The sequence below is a fragment of the Acinetobacter sp. CY05 genome (assembly GCF_059515805.1).
On the sequence record NZ_JCAKMW010000006.1, the window covers coordinates 98,680 to 121,074 of the forward strand.

A 22,395-nucleotide genomic window follows, 5' to 3' on the forward strand; every position below is an offset into this window, starting at 1 on the left:
AGCATAGAGTGTACTGAATTAACTCAGTTCTTGTGGGTCAATATCTAGACTAAGTTTCATATGTGATGGCTTTTGTTGCAATAGATTTGGCCACCATACGCCCAACTGTAAGTGCAATTGGCTACGCTCTGTGGCTAAAAGCACCATATGCGCATGAAAACGTCCAGCTTTGCGTTCCATTGGCGCGGGAATCGGGCCCCAAATTGTGATCTGATGATCTGACATATCACGTAAAAATTGTGCATGTTGAGTCAGTATATCTAGATTTTGATCTTGATTACGGGATTCGCAGCGCACTAAAGCGGCATAACGAAATGGCGGTAATTGCGCAATTTCACGCTCCGCCAAAGTTTGCTTGGCAAAAGCGCGATAATCATTGTTGACCAAGGTACTCAGCAGTGGATGATCAGGTCGTAGGGTTTGTAAATAGACATCACCTTTACGCTCACCGCGGCCAGCACGCCCCGCTACTTGAATAATAAGCTGTGCTGTACGTTCGGGCGCGCGAAAATCCACGCTAAGTAAGCCTGAATCAATATCTAAAATGGCAACCAAAGTTACATATGGAAAATGATGACCTTTGGCGAGCATTTGCGTCCCCAATAAAATCAGCGGCTCGCTGCTATGAATCTTGTCATAAATTTTTTGCCAACTGCCGACCCGACTCGTCGAGTCCCGATCGACGCGTAACACAGGATAATCGGGGAATAAATCTGCGAGCTGTTCTTCGACTTTGCCTGTGCCTAAACCAATCGGTTTGAGGTCTTGATGATTACAGCTTGGACAAGTATCGGGTTTACGTTGAATCGTGCCGCAGTGGTGACAATGTAAATGTACATAAGGCTGATGATGCACGGTAAAGTTGGCATCGCAATTGGGGCATTTGGCTTGCCATGCACAGCTATCACAAAGTAAAACCGGTGCATAACCCCGTCGGTTTAAAAACACCAACACTTGTTCTTTTTTTTCTAAGCGCTTTTTAATTTCGCCAATTAAGCTTTGGCTAATGCCATGCACTTTGGGTTCAACTTTTAAATCTAAGACATGAATTTTCGGCATTAGCGCCGTGCCTGCACGCTGATTGAGTTGCAACGCGGTCATTTTACCTTGTTGCACCAAAGCATAGCTATCAATACTTGGCGTGGCTGAACCTAAAACAATTGGGCATTGTTGTAAATGCGCCCGATACAGCGCCACATCCCGCGCATGATAACGGAAGCTTTCTTGTTGTTTAAACGATAAATCATGTTCTTCGTCTAAAATGATCAGGCCTAAATGGGCCATAGGGGCAAAAATGGCTGAACGTGTGCCTAAAATAATCGAAGCTTTACCCGTTTGTGCATGTTGCCACGCTTGTAAACGTTTGGAGTCATTTAAGCCTGAATGCATTAAGACAATATTGCAGTGGAAACGCGATTGAAAACGGCTAATGGTTTGCGGGGTCAGCCCAATTTCAGGCACCAACACCAAAACTTGTTTGCCTTGTTTTAAGACCTCTTGCATGACTTGCAAATAGACTTCGGTTTTACCACTGCCGGTTAAACCATCGAGCAAGAAAGCTTGGTATTTGTTTTTGGCTTTTAAAATACTTTGAATTGCGGCTTTTTGCTCATCATTGGCAGTTAGTGGCATTTGTGCCAAGGTCATTGGCATGGGGCTAAAATCTTGCGGTTCTAGCACACAATCTACAATGCCTTTTTTTTCTAAAGCTTTTAAGGTGGCTGTTTCAATACCCGCTAAATTTAAAATATTTTCTGCGGTCCCCGTCGGATGTAATTTTAAAACTTTATAGGCTTCGCGCTGTTTTTCCGAACGTTTTAGTTTATCTTCGGCAATCACATCCAATACTCGCCACATACGCGCCAACAAATTATAGGGTTTACCTTGGCGTAACAGAGTGGGTAGTGCGCTATGTAATACTTCGCCGAGTGGAAATTGATAATATTTAGCAGCCCAATACAGTAGTTTTAAAGTAGTTTCATCAAAAATAGCGTCGTCATCTAATAATTCGGTAATACTTTTTAGTTTAATATTGGGGTCTAAGGGCGCATCAAGTGCGAGTTTTTCAGTAATGATGCCCACTAAGTTTTGTCGACCAAATGACACCGCCACCCTTGCGCCCACTTTCGCTTGCTGATATTGGCTTTCAGACAGCATATAATCAAAGCAATCGTAAAGGTGTACCGGTACGGCAACACGGACACGATAGTGAAGATGGGACATAGCACGCTCAACTTTAGCAAGTAAACTCAACTGAGTGTGTGACAAGTAGTTATGTTAGAGTGACACACAATTTTATAGCCCTCACTATGAATGATTTTGCGCTTTCGACGCAACTGAAGTTCGGGGATTTTTTGGAAAAATTAGAGCATTGACATGCCTGCATATCAATTTACTGCACTCGATGCGGCAGGGAAACAGCAAAAAGGTGTACTTGAAGCGGATTCAGCACGGCAAATTCGTCAGCAATTGCGTGATCAACATTTACTACCAATCCACGTTGAACCTGTAGAACAAAAGCAAGATGCTGCACGTGCAACGTGGTGGCAAAAAAAGGTCAGTGCCTACGATTTAGCCTTGATGACACGCCAGCTTTCGGTATTGATTGCCGCAGCAATTCCCTTAGAAGAAGCGCTACGCGCGGTGAGTAAACAGTCTGAAAAAGCCCATGTACGCAACTTACTGATTTCCGTTCGTTCTAAAGTTCTAGAAGGTTACTCACTGGCCAAGGCCTTAGATCAGTCTGGACGTTTTCCTGAATTGTATATCGCGACGATTGCTGCAGGTGAGCGTTCTGGACATTTGGATCTTATCTTAGAGCAATTGGCGGATTACACCGAAAATCGTTTTGCTATGCAAAAAAAGATTCAAGGTGCAATGATTTATCCCATTATCTTAATGCTCATGTCTTTTTCGATTGTTATGGGGTTAATGACTTATGTGGTTCCTGATATTGTCAAAACCTTTGATCAAAATCCTGAAGCATTGCCCTGGATTACGGTGGCTTTAATGTATGCCAGTGATGTGATTCGTATGGCATGGCCAGCAATGTTGCTGATGAGTGGAGTAGGACTGGTACTGTGGCTACGCTTTTTAAAAACCAATGCTGGGCATTATGCCTTTGATCGCGTAGTCCTGAAGCTGCCTTTGTTGGGTAAATTATCACGCGGGATTAATGCGGCACGTTTTGCCAGTACCTTATCTATTTTGACCCAGTCGGGTGTACCTTTAGTGGATGCCTTAAAAATTGCCGCAGCAGTGAGCAATAATTGGGTGATTCGTGATGCTGTTAATTTAGCTGCAGAAAAAGTCACCGAAGGTGGCAACCTAGGTACGCAACTAGAGCGCAGTGGCTATTTCCCACCCATGATGGTACAAATGATCAAAAGTGGTGAAAGTTCTGGTGAGCTAGACCGTATGTTAGAACGCTCTTCAACCATGCAAGACCGTGAAGTGACCAGTTTGATTAGTACTTTATTGGCGCTACTTGAACCTTTAATGTTGGTACTCATGGCCAGTATTGTGTTAGTGATTGTGATTGCGGTGATGCTACCGATCGTCAATATGAATAATATGATTTAACAAAAACGTGTATGAACGAGATGAACATGAATACAGCAAAACAAGCGCTGCCACGTTTTAAACGTGCTGCGGGTTTTACCTTAATTGAAGTCATGGTGGTGATTGTGATTTTAGGGGTGTTAGCAGCGCTGATTGTCCCAAATATGATGGGGCGTGGTGAAAAGGCCAAAGTTGATACCACAGTGATTACCTTAAAAGGGGTCGCAGGTGCTTTGGACCAATATAAATTAGACAACAGTCGCTATCCAAGTATGCAAGATGGTGGTTTAGAAGCCCTAGTCACGCAACCTGAATCAGCGAAAAACTGGATGCCAGGTGGTTATATCAAAGGTGGTTATCCAAAAGACAGTTGGGATAATGACTTACAATATATCGCACCAGGCAGCGATGGTCGTGCCTTTGATTTATATTCATTTGGTGCAGATGGCAAAGAAGGTGGTGAGGGTACAGACGCCGATATTTTCTACCAACCTTAATTAAGAATCATTCTAGATTTTTAAGTGATGGAATATATCACTTCAGTTAATCGGGTCTTTCTATTTATACTGAAGTGATAATACATCTTAATTAGAAATATTATATTAAGTTATTGATTTATATTTATTAAAATAATAATCGCGTGATGCGATTTATAATAAGAATTATTCCCATATTTATTGATTACAATAATTGAAAAATATGCAGATTAATGGGGTTTTTATTTAAAAAATAAAATCGCATAATGTCCTCAAGGCAACATTTTTGACTAAGGAGGATGGAATGAAAGCATTAATTTTGTCGGATGAAATCAACCAATTCCATTGGTCAATGTTAAAGTCGGTACTACTAGTATTAAGCTTATTACCGATGAGCCAATTATTTTTAAATTTATGGCAAAGCACTGAAGGCAGCAGCCAAATTATGCTGGGATTTTTTGCGATTAGCTTATTTAGCGCTTTAACCTTATTAAGTTTTTGTTTTGCGCTACAGGCTACAGTGACCAAGCTTGAGCACGCTGAAGTGAGCCGCTTTGAACAAGCTGTGGTGCAGTTATATCGTTATGTACCTATGTTGTCTTTGGCAACGATGTTGTCCTATTTAGCGTTACAAGCATAAAAAAAACCGAGGCCTAGACCTCGGTTTTGAGTATTTAGCGTCGTGATTTAAACGACACATCGACTGTTTTGGGGCGGAATATCCAACCTAAAATCAGCAATAACAATGACAAGATTAAAATAGGCCAATCACTTAAACGGTTATATAAGGTTTGACCTTGTATGGCAGGTAATTCACCACGTAACACAGTACGTTGATCCATTGCGGCTTGCTTAACAATCTGACCTTCATGGTTAATGATGGCTGTGACCCCTGTATTGGTCGCGCGAATAAACCAACGCCCATTTTCTTTGGCACGCATTTGCACCATTTGCAAATGTTGCAGCGGGCCCGCAGTGCCTGTAAACCAAGCATCATTAGACACAGTCACCAAGAAATCACTTTGGCTCGCGTTACGACGGGTTAAATTTGGATAAGCCACTTCGTAGCAAATTGCCGCACCCAAGTTTTGCTGCTTAATTTTAAGTGGCACTTGATCACTGGCACCACGGCTAAAGCCACTCATAGATGGGTCGTTTTGCAAGGCAGGAAGGACCCAACTGAGTAAACCAGACAATGGAATATATTCACCAAAAGGCACTAAACGTTGTTTTTTATATAAGCCTTCTGCTTCTGCACCTGAAGCCATAATACTGTTATAAAACATGGGCTGTGCTTGGCGTTTTGATTCAGCTAAATCCCAATACGGAATACCTGTGACCCAAGCTGTGCCGGTATTTTTGGCTTGCTGCTGCATAAGCTCTAAAAAGGGCTGGATATCGGTTTGGAACATTGGAATCGAAGATTCTGGCCAAACAATCAGATCACGTCCCCATTCTGTGCGGCTTAAATCGGCATAAATACTCAAAGTTTTGCCTTGGTATTCGGTGAGCCATTTTAAGTCTTGCGGAATATTGCCTTGAACTAATGAGACAGAAAGCGGTTTTGTGGCTTTTTGCTCAACAAATTCAATTTGGCTGGCAGCCCAAGCACCCAATAATAAAATGGCTGATGGAATCACCCAAATCAAGCGTTTACGACATAGCTCGACCAAAGCACAGGCTAAAACAATCACCACAAAAGACACACCAAACACACCAAACAGCGGTGCATAGCCATCTAAGAAATAACCGGTAAAGGCATAACCGGCAAACAGCCACGGAAAACCAGTGAAGACCCAAGTTTTCGCCCATTCAAACAGCACCCAAAGTGGCGCAAAGGTTAATGGGGTTTCTGGGAAGAAACGACGGTAGCTCCAAGCTTGAAAAGCACTAAATAAGCCCATGACGATCGCCATAATGGCAATCATTAAAATGGCCAGTGGTGCGGCAGTATCACCATAGACATGGATTGAGGTGTAGAGCCAAAAAGCACCTACAAACCATAAGCCAATCCCGTAGCTTAAACCAATAGCAAAGGCATGTTTGGCAGAGCGTTTATGTAAGGCCGCATACAATAAAGCCGGTGACAGCAGTGCAATATACCACTGCTCAAAGGGTGCTAATGCAAGGCTAAAAATGGCACCAGCAAATAGCGCCAGTAATAATGGATAAATCAGCGGCAATGCTTTTTTCTGCTCTACATCACGCGCTAATTTTGTAAAATAAGCTCTCATTGACGCACAGCCTGAATTAACTGAATGCTACGTGCATCGGCTTGTAAAATGGTAAATTGCCAATCATCAATTTGGATGGTTTGACCCTGTAAATCGCTCACCAAACCAATTTCTTGCAGTAATAAGCCGCCCATGGTTTCCACTTCATCATCTGGGAATTGGGTATCGAGCATATTGTTAAAATACTCAATTGGGGTTAAGGCTTGTACTAACCATGTATTAGCAGTTTTGGGATCTTGATCTGGCACAATATATTCTGATTCTGGATCAGCTTTATCGTGTTCATCTTCAATCTCACCGACAATTTCTTCTAAAATATCTTCTAAAGTCACCAAACCTGAAGTACTGCCATATTCGTCAATTACAATAGCAATATGGGTTTGGGTGTTTTTAAGCATACGTAACACTTGGTCAGAACGTGCGCTTTCTGGCACAAACAATGGCTGACGCATTAAGGCATGCACATTAATGTTTGGATTTGGGTGGATCAAAAACGGCAATAAATCTTTGGCCAATAAAATCCCGACCACATTGTCTGGTTGATCAACAGAAAACACAGGAAAACGTGAATGCGCTGATTCAACCAAAACTGGCAAAATATCGATGAGCTGATCATCTTCTTGTAGGCTGACAATCGCAGGGCGCTGGGTCATGACTTCGCGAATTTTAGTCGCAGGTAAGTCAAGAACACCTTCTAGCATTGCAACTGTGTCGGGCTCTAAAAAACGACGTGAATCTTGTACTAATTTTAGCAATTCATCGCGGGTTTCTGGTGCGGTACCTAACCATTTACGTAAACCGCGCATACCCCACGATGGGCCTGATTCCTCGTGCATGATCTTTCCTAAAGACTCTTAATATCAAAAAAACATAATTTTAATCATACCGAAGAAAATACGCTTGTCTATGTATAAACATGCCTGAAGCGCGGCAGAATTTAACTTTGTCTGAGATATGTTAAAATAATTCAGGTTTTTTATTCTGAGCGTCAGCATGGCCGATCTTGTTCCCAGTATTCAACTTAATACCCGCGGTTTACGTTGCCCTGAACCAGTGATGATGTTGCATCAAGCGATTCGTAAATCTAAATCAGGTGATGTAGTGGAAGTATTTGCCACGGATAACTCAACCTCTTGGGATATTCCAAAGTTTTGTATGCACTTAGGTCATGAGCTGTTATTACAAGAAGAGCGCTTAGATGAAAATGGCAATAAAGAATTTCATTATTTAGTGCAAAAAGGCTAATTGGCTGTGTAGTCACAAACAAAAAAATCCCTGCACTTGGCAGGGATTTTTTTATGTATGTGCAGAGTAGAATTCTACTCAATGCGAATTACATATTTGGGTATGAGAAGCAATGCTTCGCAAGGTTACCCTAACATTACATGTTAGGGTATGAGCTCGCGTAAGAACTAGCCGAATTACATATTCGGATAGTTTGGACCACCGCCACCCTCAGGTGTTACCCAAGTAATGTTTTGTGATGGGTCTTTAATATCACAAGTCTTACAATGTACACAGTTGGCCGCGTTAATTTGGAAACGCTTAGAACCGTCTTCATTGTCCATGATTTCATAAACGCCAGCAGGGCAATAGCGCTGTGCAGGTTCATCCCATTTTGGTAAGTTTACATTGACAGGAATCGAGGCATCGGTCAGTTTTAAATGCGCCGGTTGATTCTCTTCGTGCACCGTATTCGATACAAACACTGACGATAAACGGTCAAAAGTCAGCTTACCATCTGGTTTTGGATAGTTCGGTTTAAAGTTCACCGCATCGACAGTTTTCAGTGCGCTAAAGTCAGGCACTAAGTCATGTAAAGTAAATGGTACTTTAAATACGTTTTGATCGATGAAGTTAAATGCACCACCGCCAAAGGTACCAAATTTATGCATCGCAGGGCCAAAGTTACGCGCACTGTGCAACTCTTCTTTCAGCCAACTGTTGTTAAATTTGTCGGTATATGCCGTTACTTCTTTAATAAAGAAATCTTCGCCTTCAGTGACACGGGCAATGGCTAAATCACCGCCTTTTTCTACACCAGCAGCAATCGCTTCAAAGACGGCTTCACCACACAGCATGCCTGATTTCATGGCGGTGTGTGAGCCTTTAATTTTGGCAAAGTTTAAGAAACCTGCGTCATCACCAATTAAACAACCACCTGGGAAGGTGAACTTCGGTAGTGAGTTTAGACCACCTTTGACTACAGCACGCGCGCCATAAGAAATACGCTTACCACCTTCTAGGAATTGCTTAATCAGCGGATGGGTTTTCCAGCGCTGCATTTCCATAAATGGATACATGTGTGGGTTTTGGTAAGAAAGATCGACAATCATACCCAAGGTCACTTGGTTGTTTTCTGCATGGTATAACCACCAACCGCCTGAAGAGCCAGTTTCAGTTAAAGGCCAACCTGCACCGTGCATTACAGTACCGGCTTTATGTTTGGCAGGATCAATTTCCCACAGCTCTTTAATCCCAATACCGTAATGCTGCGGATCGGCATCTTTGTCTAAATTAAATTGCGAAATTAAACGCTTACCTAAATGACCACGGCAACCTTCAGCAAATAGAGTGTATTTGGCATGTAATTCGTAACCTGGCATAAAGTTATGCGTTGGTTCGCCATCTTTACCAATGCCCATGTCGCTGGTTTGAATACCTTTTACCGTGCCATCTGCATGGTACAAGATTTCAGAGGCAGCAAAGCCTGGGAATACCGATACTTCTAACTCTTCAGCTTTGGTATTTAACCAACGCACCACATTACCGAGTGAAATGACATAGTTGCCATCATTGTGCATGGTTTTTGGCACCATCCAATGTGGCATTTCTTGTGATTTTTCATCAGAGAGTAAGAAATACGTTTTATCTTCTGTTACTGGAACATTGAGCGGTGCGCCTTGTTCTTTCCAGTCTGGGAACAGTTCATTCATGGCGCGTGGTTCTAACACTGCGCCTGATAAAATATGTGCACCGACTTCGGAGCCCTTTTCCACGACACAAACGGACAAATCGTTTAGGTTATTTTCAATTGCAAGTTGACGAATTTTAATCGCAGCAGAAAGGCCAGCAGGACCTGCACCAACGATGACTACGTCAAACTCCATCGATTCACGTTCGATGTGTTCCATGTAGGACTCCTCATATAATTGACGGGTGGCAACCGATGATTTCCTTAATCGGCGCTGCCATGAGTGTGCTTAATACTTCGGCATGATGATGATCATACCTTGATTGTGGGTTAGTATAGTTTTAAACCGAGTTCTAGCCAATTGGCTGAATCCTATTATTTTTACGTCAGACAGGTATTTAACTATGGAAAATCAAAATAATTCCAATCATCCGACGCAAAATCCAGTCAACTCTGATAATAAAAACTTAAATTCAATAGCACAATACGCAAAAAGTGCACAGGTGGGTCACAAAAAGTCAATTCCCCCTGTAGACACTTGGCAACCAAAACGTTGTGGATCAATGGATTTGACTGTAAAAGCCAATGGTGAATGGTGGCACGAAGGTCAATTAATTAAACGTAAGGCCTTAACGGACCTGTTTGCCAGTGTGCTTTGGAAAGAACAGGGTAAGTTTTATTTAAAGACCCCAGTCGAGCAGATTGAAATTCAGGTTGAAGATGAACCCTTGTTTATTCAGTCGGCTTGCCAAGTGGACATACAGGGCAAACGCTATATTCAACTCATCAGCGACCATGAAGATGAAATTATTGTTGATTCAGAGCATGCCATTTTTATGCGCGATTACCAAGGTGAGATGCGTCCTTATGTGCATGTACGTTTTGGCATTAATGCCTTAATTGGTCGTGCGGCATTTTTCCATTTAATTGAAATGGGCGAGCTGAGTGAAAACGAAGAGGGCGCTACAATTTTACAGCTACAAAGTGGTGATTTACGCTTGCAATTACAAAGTTGAGGTTTAAGCTTGTCAGATTATTTCTCGCATTTTACTGGCTATGAGCACGCGTTATCCTCTACCTCCTTTAACTCATCCCATGCCTAAAGCATCTAATGATGCACCGATTGGGATTTTTGATTCAGGAATTGGCGGATTATCGGTCGCACAAGAGATCGCACGCTATTTACCCAGCGAACGCATTGTCTATTTCGCCGATACAGCCCATGTGCCTTATGGACCACGCTCTGACCAAGAAATTCGCGAGCTGACCGCGCATGCCATTGAATGGTTATATCGTCAGGGCTGTAAGGTCGCTGTGGTGGCCTGTAATACTGCGTCTGCCTTTAGTTTGGATTATTTACGTGAGCATTATGGCGAAAATTTTCCAATTATTGGCTTAGTGCCTGCACTTAAACCTGCGGTTTTACAGACAAAAACTAAAAAAGTGGCTGTGCTAGCTACCCCTGCTACCTTTCGTGGCAAACTTATTAAAGAGGTCATTGCCCGTTTTGCAGACCCTGCTCAGGTCGAGGTATTACCGGTCACTTGTTTAGATTTAGTGCCTTTTGTTGAAGCAGGGCAGCAAATGAGTGCAGCATGTTTAGAAACTTTGCAAGCCTTGTTAACCCCAGTGGTGGATCAGGGCGCGGATCATTTGGTTTTGGGGTGTACCCATTATCCATTTTTAAAACCAGCAATTGAGCAGCTTTTTGCACGGCGATTGAGCTTAGTTGATTCAGGTTTAGCTGTAGCACGACAAACTGCGCGAATTTTGATTAAAAATAGCTTATTAGCTGCGCCGCAGCAGACGACACCACGACTATGCTGTTATGTTAGTGGTCGTAATGCCAAACAATTGCAGCCAATTTTACAACACTTAATCACACCAGATATTAGCTGGACGATGGCTAACTTGCCTTAGTCAAGCAGCATAAAAATAACTACAGGCATGACACGGGGAGCAGGCATGCAAGACAAGCGTTATCAAGTCTTTATCGCAACTTCAGGGCCAGATATGCGCCCTGAACGGATGAGTTTGAGCCAAATTTTAATTGGGATGGGCTTTTTCTCGTGGGGACTTGAACAGCGTACACCATTGAGTACTGCCTTTGCACGTCGTCAAATCGATGAAAGTGATTATGTGGTGCTGTTGCTGGGTAGCCAATATGGTGAGCTGTCGGTGTCTGGGGTGAGTTACTTGCATCTAGAATATTTGTATGCCAAAAGCAAACATAAACCAATTGTGGTGGTGATGTATGAAGCGCCAGACAGCCGTGCCCCAGAACTACGTGAAAGTAAAGCCGATCTGCTTGAAAAATTTAGTAGCTTCCGTCAGCAACTGACCAATGAAAATGAGCATGTTTTTAGCTATCGCACACTACGCGATTTAGAGCTGGTGGTGCGTCAACAAATGCCACAAATGCTAGAGCGTTATCCTGCTATTGGCTGGGTACGTCCTGAAAGTACACAAAAATTACTGGATGAAATTGAAAAGCTCAAGCATCAACTCACCAAACTTGAAGTGGATCAAGGGCGCCGTGATGCAGATCCTGTGATGAATATACAAAAAGTGGCCATGCACGATGACTTCGAATTTGAATACCGTATTCATGCTTATCAAGATGGCAACTTTAAAGAATTAAAACTGCTGCGCAAAATGACATGGGCACAACTGCTCTTGGTCTTAGGTGAAACTTTTACACGTACGATGCCAGAAGAATATTTTAGTAAACGTTTAAATGATTATCTTAATGACACCGCGATGGATGAGGCGAGAATGCAAATGCCGCGAGTACATGCTGTGGCGCGAGCGCAAATTCACATTCGGGCTTTACATCATATTAAATCGCAAATGCGTCAGAATGAATGGATCAGCCCACATGGGCGCGATGAAAGACAACGTTTATTGTGGAAAATTACGCCTAAGGCACAAAAGCTTATCGAGAGTCGTATATTAGATAATCATCGTGTTTCTCAATTAAAATCCTCGAATTAATCCATATAGCACAGGCTCAAAAAACTGTTAAAGTAGGCTCACATTCATAAGGGTGCCCATGTCATGACGTCTGTACAAAAGCCAAAAGTGAGCATTATTGTTGCCAATTTAGGTACGCCAGATGCGCCGACCATTGCTGCGGTTAGGCGATTTTTAGCACAGTTTTTATCAGACCAACGTGTCATCGAGATTCCCAAACCCCTATGGCAAATAATTTTACGCCTGTTTATTTTACCGTTTCGTCCTAAACGCGTCGCTGAGGCTTATGCAAGTGTGTGGAAGCAAGACTCGCCCATGCGTGAAATTTTATTCAAGCAAGTCGAACAACTCAAACAACAACTGCCTGCTCAATTCCCTGAATTTGAGCTGAATATTGTGCCTGCCATGACCTATGGCAACCCAGGAATTACGCAGTTATTAGCGCAGTTGAGCCAAAACCCACAAGATCATGTGATCTTACTGCCGTTATTTCCGCAGTATTCAGCCACATCGACTGCACCATTGTATGATGCTTTAGCCAAATGGATGTTAAAGCAGCGCAATTTGCCGGGCATTAGTATTGTGCGCGATTATTATCAGCATCCTTTGTATATCCAAGCTTTGGCGCAAAGCGTACAAGAATTTAGAGCCCGCCATGGCAGTGCAGATAAGCTATTAATGTCATTTCATGGTATTCCACAGCCTTATGCGGATAAAGGTGACCCCTATGCCGACCGCTGTCGTATCACGGCGCAATTGGTGGCCAAACAGCTAGGTTTAGCTGATGATGAATGGGCGATCAGCTTTCAATCACGCTTTGGAAAGCAAGAATGGGTTAAACCTTATACCGATGCTTTACTACAAGATTGGGCAGCCCAAGGGGTCAAGTCGGTACAGATTATGAGTCCGGCATTTTCGGCAGACTGTTTAGAAACTTTAGAAGAGCTGGCCATTGAAAATGCAGAAAATTTTAAAGCGGCAGGTGGCCAAAGCTATGCCTATATTCCAGCTCTGAATACGCGTCATGATCATTTACAATTGCTAAGCCAATTGCTTCAAGCTAATCTTGAGGCCTTACGCCAGACACTGGCCATTTCGTCTTGAGGATTGCCCATGTTGCAAGTTCAAATTGTGCCGGTGACGGCATTTGCCCAAAATTGTTCGATCGTTTGGGATAAAGACAGTAAAGATGCCATTTTAATTGATGCAGGTGGCGAGCCAGAAAAGCTGCAAGCTGTGGTTGAAGAATTAGGTTTAAAGGTTAAAGCCTTATGGTTAACCCATGGCCATTTAGATCATGCTGGAGCGGTCGGTAAACTCAAAGCCTTATGGCAAGTCCCTGTCATTGGACCACATAAAGAAGATGCGTTTTGGCTAGATCAAATCCAAGAAGTGTCAGCGCGTTATGGTTTTCCAATCCCTGAAAAAGTAATAGTTGATCAGTGGCTTGAAGGCGGTGAAGTACTCACTTTAGGTGAAGAAAAGTTTGAAGTGCGTTTTGCACCCGGACATACCCCAGGGCATGTGATGTTCTATAACCAAAACTACGGTTTACTTTGGACAGGGGATGTTTTGTTTAAAGGTTCCATTGGACGTACCGATTTTCCACGGGGCAATCATCAACAGTTGTTAGATTCAATTGAGCGTGAATGTTTTAGCTTACCCGATGAAACACAATTTATTTCAGGGCATGGCCCGCTTTCAACCATTGGTTATGAAAAACAACATAATCCATTTGTAGCCAGCAAAGCAGGTTAAGTCAAAAGGCCAGTTGCACTGGCCTTTTTTAATTGTTGATTAACGGAATGGATGGCGAGTAATTTTCTTAATCTCTGTAAATACAAGCAATGCTGCACATTCGATTAAAGCTCCTATTACTAGACATAGCATATCACTGGCATATAGGCCAATGCCTAGGAAAAAAATCCCAAGCCCTATCAAGGCGACCAGTAAAAATTTTAACCCCCATGCTGTCATTTTATTTCCCCTCAATTATTATAAAAATTAAATTTTAAGAGGACATTGTCGACTAAATAAGCTGCATTTTCTAGCACTAATTATAATATCAATCTCATTTTTTACGCTATTTAGTGTTGGTTTTCGTCGGGGTCGCCTTGGGCTTGTGGGGCATCTTGAGTAGGTAAACGGTATTCATCATTGGCCCAAGCACCTAAATCAATCATTTTGCAGCGTTCAGAACAAAAAGGACGAAAGTCATTGCCTTGCCATGTGGTGGTTGTGCCGCAGCGTGGGCATTGCAGTGTGGTGGGCATAAGTTTCTCCGAGAAATAAGCAATAGATTAGGCAAATACGAGCACACTTGATAGACTTGTGCGGATTTTTCTAAGTTTGATCTGATTATGCCAATTCGTCAATTTCAAGCCCAACGTATGCGTGCACCACGTGACTTTCAAGCGATAAGCAATCACCCAATTTGTGTGGAAATTGGTGCAGGTAAAGGTAAACATGCTTTATTGTTTAGTGCCAGCCATCCACAGGAACAATTGATTGCCATTGAACGCACGCGCGAGAAATTCTTGGCCATGCAAAAGCAGCATCAACTTGAAGGTCAGCAGAATTTAACACCTGTACATGCCGATGCATTGCCTTGGGTGGTACATGCGTTATTTCCGCAGCAAGTGAAGCAATTCTTTATTTTATATCCAAATCCAGAACCGCATAACCCAGCACAGCGCTGGCTAAATATGCCGTTTTTTGAATTTTTATTGTCGCGTTTGCAGCCCGGTGGTCAGATTACTTTAGCCAGTAATATTCCAGAATATATCCAAGAAGCGCAGCAGCAATTGATTGAGGTGTGGCAACTGCCTTTTGTCAAAGAAAAAATTGCTGCTACATCGGCTCGTACCCATTTTGAAGTCAAATATTTACAGCGTGGGGAATTGTGTCAGCAGTTAATCATCACTAAGCCTGCGGATTACCGCACTCGTTTTGATGACTTTGCACCCTTACAAGGGCAAAACATGGTGACTGATTAAGCCATGAAACGCATTGCAATTATTGGTGCAGGCCCAGCAGGTTTAATGGCCGCAGAAGTCCTGAGCCAGTATGACTATCAGGTACAGGTCTTTGAGCAAAAGCCATCTGCCGCACGTAAATTTTTAATGGCAGGTAAAACAGGTCTTAATATTTCCCATGCTGAAGCGTTACCACAATTTATTGCCCGTTATGACCAAGCCGAGTGGCTGGCACCTTGGATCCAACGGTGGGATGCCACATGGATTCAAGATTGGATGCAAGGTTTAGGCATTGAATCTTATGTGGGGTCATCAGGGCGAATTTTCCCAATTGAAATGAAAGCTGCACCTTTGTTACGTGCTTGGCTTAAACGTTTAAGTGCAGCAGGGGTTGAATTTTTCTATCGACATCAGGTGAAAGCTCTACAAGATAAGAGTCTGAAACTGCATGATTTAAAACAAGATCAACTCCGTGTCGAAGAATTTGATGCGATTGTTTTAGCCTGTGGTGCGGTGTCATGGTCACAACTTGGCAGTGATGGAGCATGGCAAGAATGGCTCAGTCCAAACAGCATTGAACCCTTTCAGGCCAGCAATGCTGGGGTTGAATATCCGTGGTCTAAGTTTATGCAACCTGTTTTTGGTCAACCCTTAAAACGTGTTGAGGCATGGGTTAACCCTAGCGACAAAAGCACAGGGGATATTGTAATTAGCCATTATGGTTTAGAAAGTGGTTTGATCTATAAACAAGGTCGCGCGTTACGTGCCATGCTTAAAACTGGTTCAATGCAGCTGAATTTGGATCTAATGCCAGAGCTCAGTGTAGCGGAACTGGCGAAAAAGCTGCTCCCCAGTAAAAAGCAATCTCTTAGCAATGTTTGGCGTAAAGCCGGTCTAGACAATGCCAAAGCCAATCTAGTACGCGAATTGGTGGCTAAAACGCTTTGGCATGATGCTGAACAATTGGCCTATGCCATTAAACACTTAAGCCTAAATTTAACTGGCTTTCGTCCTATTGAAGAGGCGATCAGCTGCGCTGGAGGCGTGCGCCGTGAGGTACTGAATTCGCATTTGGCATTTCAGCAACAGCCGTATTTATTTGCTTGTGGTGAAATGCTAGATTGGGACGCACCCACTGGTGGCTATCTACTTACAGCTTGCTTTGCCACAGGCCGTGCTGCAGGCCAAGGTGTACACGCTTATTTGCATCAATAAGCTGTATTGCTTTGATGATATTGTGCTTGCCAGTGTTCTAATTGTTCATGCGCATGTAAAAAATCTCCAATCCCTTGCATTGGAATTTGCTGTTGGGTGAGCTGGGTTTGGCCGGAAATTTTATCGGCATATAGCTGATCTTGCTGCTCCCAATAGCGATACATAATGCCTTGAATATAACGGCCTTGCTCAGTTTTAAGGTGTAAATCTTTTAGCATCAGCAGCGCAGATTGAATATTGTCACGTTTACGCAATAAGGCAAAATCTTCACTTAAGCTGCCTGCTTGGCGCATCTGAATCAGTTCATCTTCAGTGGCATCACTCATGGCTGAAAAGCGTTGATCATAGTCGGTGAGGGTATTGAGATCATCGAGATCATCCGCGCTGAGCTCAAAGCTTTTTACATTTTGTGTGATGAGTTGTTGCATGACACTGTTTTGTGCCTTAGGGGGTTCTGGTTGTTCTTTACAGGCGGTTAGGTTGATGACTGTACCAAGTAACACCGGAATAATCAGGTACGCAATGTGCATCTTCAGTTCTCATTATTTTGGCTTAAGGCAATCTTGTAAAATGGTAGGCGAAGGTTTGGTAAGGGAAACAGATTTCCTCATGTGGCCGACGACCAGTATAGTCCAAGACAATTTTTTCAAATTGTTGTTTAAGTTGTTGTTGCTCATCCTGAGGCAAAGCAGCAATAAAGCTGGTGGAAAGTAGGCGTTTAGACACCACTTGTTCAACGCTACCTGTATGCTGCTGTGGAAATACTTTTAAGTTTACAATATCAAATAGATTTTGATTTTCAAAGACTTTTTCCCATTGGTCATCATGGTAACGTGGTGTATTCGCTTCTAAAGGGGCAATATGTTCTGCTAAAGCTTTGACCCAAGGTATGCGGCAATCACGCTGATTCCAAATTAAAGCCAAAGGTGCATTGGGTTTTAAAATACGTGCAATTTCTGCCAAAGAGGTAGGGTTGGCAAACCAATGAAAAGATTGTGCACAGATCACGGCATCTATACTTTGATCGGCTAAAGGTAAATCTTCACTTTTGGCTTGTATGCTCGAGATTTCAGGAAATTTTTGTCGCAATTGCGCTAGCATTTCAGCAATGGGTTCAACTGCGCTAATATGCGCAGTAATGTGCTGCAAATACGGTAAAAATTTACCAGTTCCTGCACCTAAATCGACAATATGGCTGTGGCTGCTTAAATTCAACTGTTGTAACAGCCAAGTGGTCATGGCATTGGGATAACTGGGTCGCACATTTTCATAAAGCACTGCTGCCACGCTAAATCCTTGTGCTGCGGCAGGATGCAATGATTGTGTCATATTTTGTGCTTTTTAATCTGATTGATATCTATAAAATAGCATTATTCATCGCGCTGACAAGTAGCTTTGCGGATTGTACCTTGGGAATAAAAATAAGCGCCTAACGCTTTGGGTTAACACATGGAAAAACAGATTATTTTTGAAGATCAGCATATACGCGTGATTTGGATGCCGGGTAGCTCTGAGCAATTGATCTTCTCGTTTGGTGATTTAATTACTCGAGCCAAAGGTAATAACATCAATGCTGAAAAGTCATTAGCCAAGTATCAATTTAATGTGATTGGTATTATGCCAAAAGAGCGTTCATGGTTTCCCGAGCAATCGATGCATGCCATGTTAGACGCAATTCGTCCGATTTTGGCCAAGTTTAAACAACATATCGCTTATGCAGGTTCTATGGGCGGTTATGCTGCCATTAAATATTCCAAAATGTTGGATTGCCAACGGGTTGTGGCTTTGGTGCCGCAGTACTCCATTGATCCACAGGATGTTGATGATCCGCGCTATAACATGTTCTTTCATCAAGAGAATAATCACAACATGCGTGTGCAGGCTGAAGATGTCTCCAGCACATGTGAATATCTGATTGTCTATGATCCCTATTGTGTTGAAGATCGTCGTCATTATGAAAAGCTCAAAGCCGTATTGCCCAATCTGCATACCCTAAAATTGCCTTTTACAGGCCATGATGCAATTGCGGTTTTGGCCAGCTCTGAGCTATTAAATGAGTTTTTAACTCATGAATTTGATGCCGAATTTTTCTATAAAAAAATGCGTCAAGTGAAAAAGAACAGTAAATTCTATTATCGTAAAGTCATTGAAAATTTACTGCCAAGGCATCGTTTTGCGTTGGGACGCATTTTAAAGAACAATCATTTAGCACTTGATCAGCAATTTTTTGACAGCAAACTCAAACAAAGTTTGGTACGTGAATTACTTAGTAATAAGCAAGTTAGTCAGCAAGATTTAGAAAAGCTCGGCATTAGCTTTAACTTGCCGCAAGAAAATCAAAATCATTTGCTTGATAGCTTTGGGCATGCCTTGGTATTTAATGTCATTAGTCAAAATATTGAAAGTTATACCTTTGATGCAATCGATTTAAACCATAAATTCTTAATTCCTATTTATGCGCAGCACAATGCCTTGGTTAGAATTTTGGTTAATGACGAGCCCTACTTAATTACCATGAATGATCGGCATATTATGAAGCTGTGTAAGATACAAGATCCTCTAGGTGTAGGCATGCATCCATTAATTTTAAAGAAATATAGTGATTACTATGTTTTAAGCTATAAACACTTGAATTTAAGTAGTAATGCCTTTGGTGCCACCGAATTTAGCGACAGCTTAAACGAGCACAGCCAGTTTGTGACCCAATTGGATTAAGCAGTAACTGTGCCATTTAAATTGGGACTATAGTCTAAAATTTAAGCACTTGCTTTTGTCTGCCAATGTCTTAAGATCAAATTGAGGTCATGAGCATGGCACATAAGGAGAGTGTAATGCCGCAGTGTATTTCAATGATGTGGGTGCTAGTGGTTGCTTGTAGTCCTAGTCTTGCCTTTGCAGAAAGTATCGCTGCAGCGGCATATATCACCATGGGCAGTGGTATTTTAGTGGTCATAGGACTTGCCGCTTATATCATTCGACAAATGCGTTATCTGATTCGTCAACATCACAATAAGCCTGCAGATTAAGCAGGCTTTTTAATGCTTGAATCTTAAGGCATAAATTGGCTTTAATAAGGCTCTCTCTTTGCCAAGGATAGCCCCATGCAGGCGGTATTTTTAGATTATCAATCTTTAGATCAACATGACCTAGATTTAACTGGGCTGGCTCAAGATTTTAGCCATTTAGCGTTATTTGCGGCAACCGATCCTGAGCAGGTGTTAGCGCGTATTCAACAAGCTGATGTCGTGATCAGCAACAAAGTGAAGATAGACGCAGAGATTTTAAAACAATGCCCACAGCTAAAACTGATTTTGATTTCTGCTACAGGCACTAATAATGTGGATTTAGCCCAAGCCAAAGCACAGGGTATTGTAGTATGTAATTGCCAAGCCTATGGCACAGCTGCCGTAGCGCAGCATACCTTAATGCTCATGCTTAATTTAGCCACTTCCTTTTTAAACTATGATCGTGCGGTACGGGCTGGAAAATGGCAACAGTCGCATCAATTTTGTTTACTGGATTTCCCTATTCTTGAGCTAGCAGGTAAAACTTTAGGTATTGTCGGTTATGGCGAGCTTGGTCAAGCGGTGGCGAAACTGGCCGAAGCATTTGGTATGCGCGTGTTGGTAGCACAATTACCGAATCGTCCACTACAACAACAGCGTGTGCCTTTGGCAGCGTTATTGACAGAAGTGGATTTTTTAACTTTACATTGCCCGTTAACTGATGAGACACGTGATTTGATTTCGAGTGAGGAACTTGAAGCGATGAAGTCATCGGCATTTTTAATTAACTGTGCGCGTGGTGGCATTGTTAATGAAGCTGCTTTAAAACAGGCATTGGTGAGTGGTCAAATTGCGGGTGCTGCAACTGACGTATTAACTGTTGAACCACCTGTTGCGGGCAATGTATTACTTGACCCGAGTATTCCAAATTTAATTATTACTCCACACAGTGCATGGGGCAGTGTTGATGCAAGACAGCGTATTGTGGAGCAAATGCGCGAAAACTTTGCTGCTTTTAAGGCCGGTCAGCCCATCCGCCAAGTCAATTAAGTTACGCCGTGCCCAGCACGGCTTTTTTAAGGGCTATTATTGGAAAAATAGTCATCTTCAATTTCGGCTGGAATTTGTTCAATAATAATGCGTGGTTCTCGGACATTGAGACGCGATAAATCCACTAACTGCGGAATATGAATGACGTTATGGGTAGATAAAGGCGCTAAATTGGCTGGGTGCTTTGCTATTTGCTTGTGTACCACTACGGCTTGTGCCTGCGGTATTTTTTGGGGTTGTGGCGCTTTAGGGGTAAGGGGTAAGCGAATCAAGTGTTGATTGACTGCTTGTAAATCTAGGCTGGGCTGTACTTGGGTTTGAGGGGCTGCAACTTGTGATGTATTAATGGGAGGCGCTAAAACGGTGGAAGATGGTAGTAATTTTTGTTTGGTTTTATACAGCAGCACCCGCATTAAATTGGGGTTATCGCCATAGCTAGGTTGCTGATATGCCATGTGGCTAGACGCAAAGCTTGGCGTTATAAGTGTGAGTGTGACCATACTCGTGAGAATCTGAGCTGCAAAGCGTAGTTTAAATATCATAGCCATTGATAAACGAAGAGCTTTTAAAATCACTGGAATTGTAAAGTTTTTAATAAAAATGTGATACAGATTTTAAAAATATTATTTTTAGTGATGTATATCTGTTTTATCCCTAAGCCAAAGCTCAGGGATAAAAGGATTTAGTTTATTGGCATTGCTTCAAAGCATCTTTATGGAAATGATTTTTAAGTGCCATAAAGTTAGCTTGTCTGTCTTGGTCGTAAAGATCAAATTTAGTGGCAGTACTGGTGCCATCTTTGGCAAAGACTGCTGAACCACCTGAAATTAAGCTATTGCCCGAGAATGACCATTGTTCTACGACTTTGCCGCCTTCCATAAAGCCAGTAAATTCAATCACGCAGTTGTCTTTGAGTTTGGTAAGTTTGGCTTTATTGTTTTTGGTATCAGGATAGACTTCGAGGTCTGTGACTTCTTGCAATACGCCAGCTTGCAGTTGTGGGATTTTTGGTGCAGAGGTACATGCAGTGATTGAAAGGCAAGTAAGACCTGTAAGTAGTAGCGTTTTTAGTTTCATAGCTCGGTTCTTGTTGGTTAGTTGTTAAGTTAAGTATAGGGAATTGAAATAAAAATGACTACTTCTTGTTAAGAACGCTATTTAACTTATATCGTACTCATTGGAGTAATAGAAGAAAAAGGCATGACACATTCTTTTTCTAATAAAATAGAACATAATTGATATAAAAATTGATTCGGGGAAAGATTAACAAATTCACTGACAACAGGTCTTAAAGTACCTTCTAGTAATTCATTTGCTTCATTAGGTCTATAACGTGCTACTGAGCCTAAATAAAACATACATAGTAATGTATATGCTAAATGTGGTAATTCAGGATTTTTTAAGTCAACATAATAACGATAACCTGTATTGGTTAAAATTGGAACAATATCAAATTTACAGTAATCTTTTAAAATATTTTGATAGATCGTATTAACATTATCTTTAGTAAAAGATTTTCTTCGCTTTGAACGATAAACTATTTTACCCTCACGCGGTAAGCCATTTATAAAGTATTTCTCTCGTTCATTTTTTAAAAACTTATTCATATCAACTTTAGTTTTTTGCTCATTAGATCTCTTTCATAAATCAAAAAATGATCTTCTTTTTGATTAATATTTGCACTCCATATTTCTTGACATTCGTGCATAATCTGCGGATGAAATACATCGATTCAAACAAGCTTTCTGATCCTCAGTTCAAGCGATACACGGGCATCTCATGGTCAACCTTCTATTTGATGGTTGTGCAATTGCAGAAGCATGTCCCTGCCAAAGGCAGACCACCCAAGTTAAGCCTGGAGGATCAGGTTCTGCTCTGTTTGAGCTATTGGCGGGAAAATACCGAACCTTATTTCACGTTGCGACGAGTTACGGGGTTTCAGAGCCCACAGCCTCAAGAATTGTCCGTCATGTTGAAGACTGCCTGATTCGG

The 22,395-nt window shown here is 42.1% G+C and carries 26 protein-coding genes; 15 read left to right on the plus strand and 11 right to left on the minus strand.

Features of this window, described 5'->3' with window-relative positions:
• Positions 1-18 precede the first annotated feature (18 nt).
• The gene (locus tag AC5YCD_RS07415; protein WP_496129424.1) at positions 19-2,223 is read right to left on the minus strand and encodes a primosomal protein N'; all 2,205 of its coding nucleotides are present in this window, start codon (positions 2,221-2,223) and stop codon (positions 19-21) included.
• Between the two features lie 153 nt (positions 2,224-2,376).
• Between AC5YCD_RS07415 and gspF the strand changes: the two genes are divergently transcribed.
• The 3 genes from gspF to AC5YCD_RS07430 all read left to right on the plus strand — a co-directional run bounded on the left by gspF (position 2,377) and on the right by AC5YCD_RS07430 (position 4,677).
• Positions 2,377-3,582, plus strand: coding sequence for a type II secretion system inner membrane protein GspF (gene gspF, locus AC5YCD_RS07420; RefSeq protein WP_496129425.1), 1,206 nt, complete (start codon positions 2,377-2,379; stop codon positions 3,580-3,582).
• A gap of 11 nt (positions 3,583-3,593) precedes the next feature.
• On the plus strand, positions 3,594-4,058 hold the full coding sequence (gene gspG, locus AC5YCD_RS07425; protein WP_496129426.1) for a type II secretion system major pseudopilin GspG: 465 nt from the start codon (positions 3,594-3,596) through the stop codon (positions 4,056-4,058).
• A gap of 283 nt (positions 4,059-4,341) precedes the next feature.
• Positions 4,342-4,677: a hypothetical protein gene (locus AC5YCD_RS07430; RefSeq protein WP_496129427.1), complete on the plus strand. Its 336-nt coding sequence runs from the start codon at positions 4,342-4,344 to the stop codon at positions 4,675-4,677.
• Positions 4,678-4,711: 34 nt separating this feature from the next.
• Here AC5YCD_RS07430 and lnt read toward each other — a convergent pair whose 3' ends face one another.
• Both lnt and AC5YCD_RS07440 read right to left on the minus strand, forming a co-directional pair.
• On the minus strand, positions 4,712-6,271 hold the full coding sequence (gene lnt, locus AC5YCD_RS07435; protein WP_496129428.1) for an apolipoprotein N-acyltransferase: 1,560 nt from the start codon (positions 6,269-6,271) through the stop codon (positions 4,712-4,714).
• The gene (locus AC5YCD_RS07440; RefSeq protein WP_496129429.1) at positions 6,268-7,107 is read right to left on the minus strand and encodes a CorC family transporter; all 840 of its coding nucleotides are present in this window, start codon (positions 7,105-7,107) and stop codon (positions 6,268-6,270) included. The genes lnt and AC5YCD_RS07440 overlap by 4 nt, the downstream gene beginning before the upstream one ends.
• Positions 7,108-7,264: 157 nt before the next feature.
• Between AC5YCD_RS07440 and tusA the strand changes: the two genes are divergently transcribed.
• Positions 7,265-7,516: a sulfurtransferase TusA gene (tusA, locus tag AC5YCD_RS07445; protein ID WP_496129430.1), complete on the plus strand. Its 252-nt coding sequence runs from the start codon at positions 7,265-7,267 to the stop codon at positions 7,514-7,516.
• Between the two features lie 176 nt (positions 7,517-7,692).
• Here tusA and AC5YCD_RS07450 read toward each other — a convergent pair whose 3' ends face one another.
• The gene (locus AC5YCD_RS07450; protein ID WP_496129431.1) at positions 7,693-9,405 is read right to left on the minus strand and encodes an electron transfer flavoprotein-ubiquinone oxidoreductase; all 1,713 of its coding nucleotides are present in this window, start codon (positions 9,403-9,405) and stop codon (positions 7,693-7,695) included.
• A gap of 184 nt (positions 9,406-9,589) precedes the next feature.
• Here AC5YCD_RS07450 and AC5YCD_RS07455 point away from each other — a divergent pair, with 184 nt between their 5' ends.
• The 5 genes from AC5YCD_RS07455 to AC5YCD_RS07475 all read left to right on the plus strand — a co-directional run bounded on the left by AC5YCD_RS07455 (position 9,590) and on the right by AC5YCD_RS07475 (position 13,916).
• Positions 9,590-10,201 (plus strand): DUF1285 domain-containing protein, encoded by a 612-nt coding sequence (locus AC5YCD_RS07455; RefSeq protein ID WP_496129432.1) that lies wholly within the window; start codon positions 9,590-9,592, stop codon positions 10,199-10,201.
• A gap of 40 nt (positions 10,202-10,241) precedes the next feature.
• A complete protein-coding gene (gene murI / locus AC5YCD_RS07460) occupies positions 10,242-11,105 on the plus strand; it encodes a glutamate racemase (RefSeq protein ID WP_496129433.1) in 864 nt (287 codons plus the stop codon).
• Between the two features lie 45 nt (positions 11,106-11,150).
• Positions 11,151-12,179, plus strand: coding sequence for a DUF4062 domain-containing protein (locus AC5YCD_RS07465; RefSeq protein ID WP_496129434.1), 1,029 nt, complete (start codon positions 11,151-11,153; stop codon positions 12,177-12,179).
• Positions 12,180-12,242: 63 nt separating this feature from the next.
• Complete coding sequence (gene hemH / locus AC5YCD_RS07470) at positions 12,243-13,262, plus strand: ferrochelatase (protein WP_496129435.1); 1,020 nt, start codon at positions 12,243-12,245, stop codon at positions 13,260-13,262.
• Positions 13,263-13,271: 9 nt separating this feature from the next.
• Positions 13,272-13,916 carry an MBL fold metallo-hydrolase gene (locus AC5YCD_RS07475; protein WP_496129436.1) on the plus strand — a complete coding sequence of 215 codons (645 nt, stop codon included), beginning with the start codon at positions 13,272-13,274 and terminating at the stop codon, positions 13,914-13,916.
• A gap of 39 nt (positions 13,917-13,955) precedes the next feature.
• Here AC5YCD_RS07475 and AC5YCD_RS07480 read toward each other — a convergent pair whose 3' ends face one another.
• Together AC5YCD_RS07480 and AC5YCD_RS07485 are read right to left on the minus strand one after the other, a co-directional pair.
• On the minus strand, positions 13,956-14,135 hold the full coding sequence (locus tag AC5YCD_RS07480; protein WP_496129437.1) for a hypothetical protein: 180 nt from the start codon (positions 14,133-14,135) through the stop codon (positions 13,956-13,958).
• Between the two features lie 110 nt (positions 14,136-14,245).
• Complete coding sequence (locus AC5YCD_RS07485) at positions 14,246-14,431, minus strand: DNA gyrase inhibitor YacG (RefSeq protein WP_496129438.1); 186 nt, start codon at positions 14,429-14,431, stop codon at positions 14,246-14,248.
• An 81-nt stretch (positions 14,432-14,512) separates the two neighbouring features.
• Here AC5YCD_RS07485 and AC5YCD_RS07490 point away from each other — a divergent pair, with 81 nt between their 5' ends.
• The gene (locus AC5YCD_RS07490; protein WP_496129452.1) at positions 14,513-15,154 is read left to right on the plus strand and encodes a class I SAM-dependent methyltransferase; all 642 of its coding nucleotides are present in this window, start codon (positions 14,513-14,515) and stop codon (positions 15,152-15,154) included.
• Positions 15,155-15,157: 3 nt separating this feature from the next.
• Positions 15,158-16,348 (plus strand): TIGR03862 family flavoprotein, encoded by a 1,191-nt coding sequence (locus AC5YCD_RS07495; RefSeq protein WP_496129439.1) that lies wholly within the window; start codon positions 15,158-15,160, stop codon positions 16,346-16,348.
• Here the strand turns inward: AC5YCD_RS07495 and AC5YCD_RS07500 are convergent.
• Together AC5YCD_RS07500 and AC5YCD_RS07505 are read right to left on the minus strand one after the other, a co-directional pair.
• On the minus strand, positions 16,342-16,878 hold the full coding sequence (locus AC5YCD_RS07500; protein ID WP_496129440.1) for a hypothetical protein: 537 nt from the start codon (positions 16,876-16,878) through the stop codon (positions 16,342-16,344). The genes AC5YCD_RS07495 and AC5YCD_RS07500 overlap by 7 nt on opposite strands.
• A 22-nt stretch (positions 16,879-16,900) precedes the next feature.
• Entirely contained in the window at positions 16,901-17,677 is a 777-nt protein-coding gene (locus tag AC5YCD_RS07505; protein WP_496129441.1) for a class I SAM-dependent methyltransferase, read from the minus strand.
• Positions 17,678-17,797: 120 nt separating this feature from the next.
• Between AC5YCD_RS07505 and AC5YCD_RS07510 the strand changes: the two genes are divergently transcribed.
• From AC5YCD_RS07510 to AC5YCD_RS07520, 3 genes are all read left to right on the plus strand, one after another.
• Positions 17,798-19,063 carry a hypothetical protein gene (locus AC5YCD_RS07510; protein WP_496129442.1) on the plus strand — a complete coding sequence of 422 codons (1,266 nt, stop codon included), beginning with the start codon at positions 17,798-17,800 and terminating at the stop codon, positions 19,061-19,063.
• A 116-nt stretch (positions 19,064-19,179) separates the two neighbouring features.
• Positions 19,180-19,374: a hypothetical protein gene (locus tag AC5YCD_RS07515; protein WP_496129443.1), complete on the plus strand. Its 195-nt coding sequence runs from the start codon at positions 19,180-19,182 to the stop codon at positions 19,372-19,374.
• A gap of 75 nt (positions 19,375-19,449) precedes the next feature.
• Positions 19,450-20,403: a 2-hydroxyacid dehydrogenase gene (locus AC5YCD_RS07520; protein ID WP_496129444.1), complete on the plus strand. Its 954-nt coding sequence runs from the start codon at positions 19,450-19,452 to the stop codon at positions 20,401-20,403.
• A gap of 26 nt (positions 20,404-20,429) precedes the next feature.
• Here AC5YCD_RS07520 and AC5YCD_RS07525 read toward each other — a convergent pair whose 3' ends face one another.
• From AC5YCD_RS07525 to AC5YCD_RS07535, 3 genes are all read right to left on the minus strand, one after another.
• Positions 20,430-20,858, minus strand: a complete 429-nt coding sequence (locus AC5YCD_RS07525) for a hypothetical protein (protein ID WP_496129445.1) — start codon at positions 20,856-20,858, stop codon at positions 20,430-20,432.
• Positions 20,859-21,090: 232 nt separating this feature from the next.
• Positions 21,091-21,480, minus strand: coding sequence for a hypothetical protein (locus AC5YCD_RS07530; RefSeq protein ID WP_496129446.1), 390 nt, complete (start codon positions 21,478-21,480; stop codon positions 21,091-21,093).
• 86 nt (positions 21,481-21,566) lie between these two features.
• Positions 21,567-22,010 (minus strand): YaaC family protein, encoded by a 444-nt coding sequence (locus AC5YCD_RS07535; protein ID WP_496129447.1) that lies wholly within the window; start codon positions 22,008-22,010, stop codon positions 21,567-21,569.
• A gap of 172 nt (positions 22,011-22,182) precedes the next feature.
• Between AC5YCD_RS07535 and AC5YCD_RS07540 the strand changes: the two genes are divergently transcribed.
• Positions 22,183-22,395: transposase family protein (locus AC5YCD_RS07540; protein WP_496129448.1), on the plus strand; the 213-nt coding region annotated here is incomplete at its 3' end.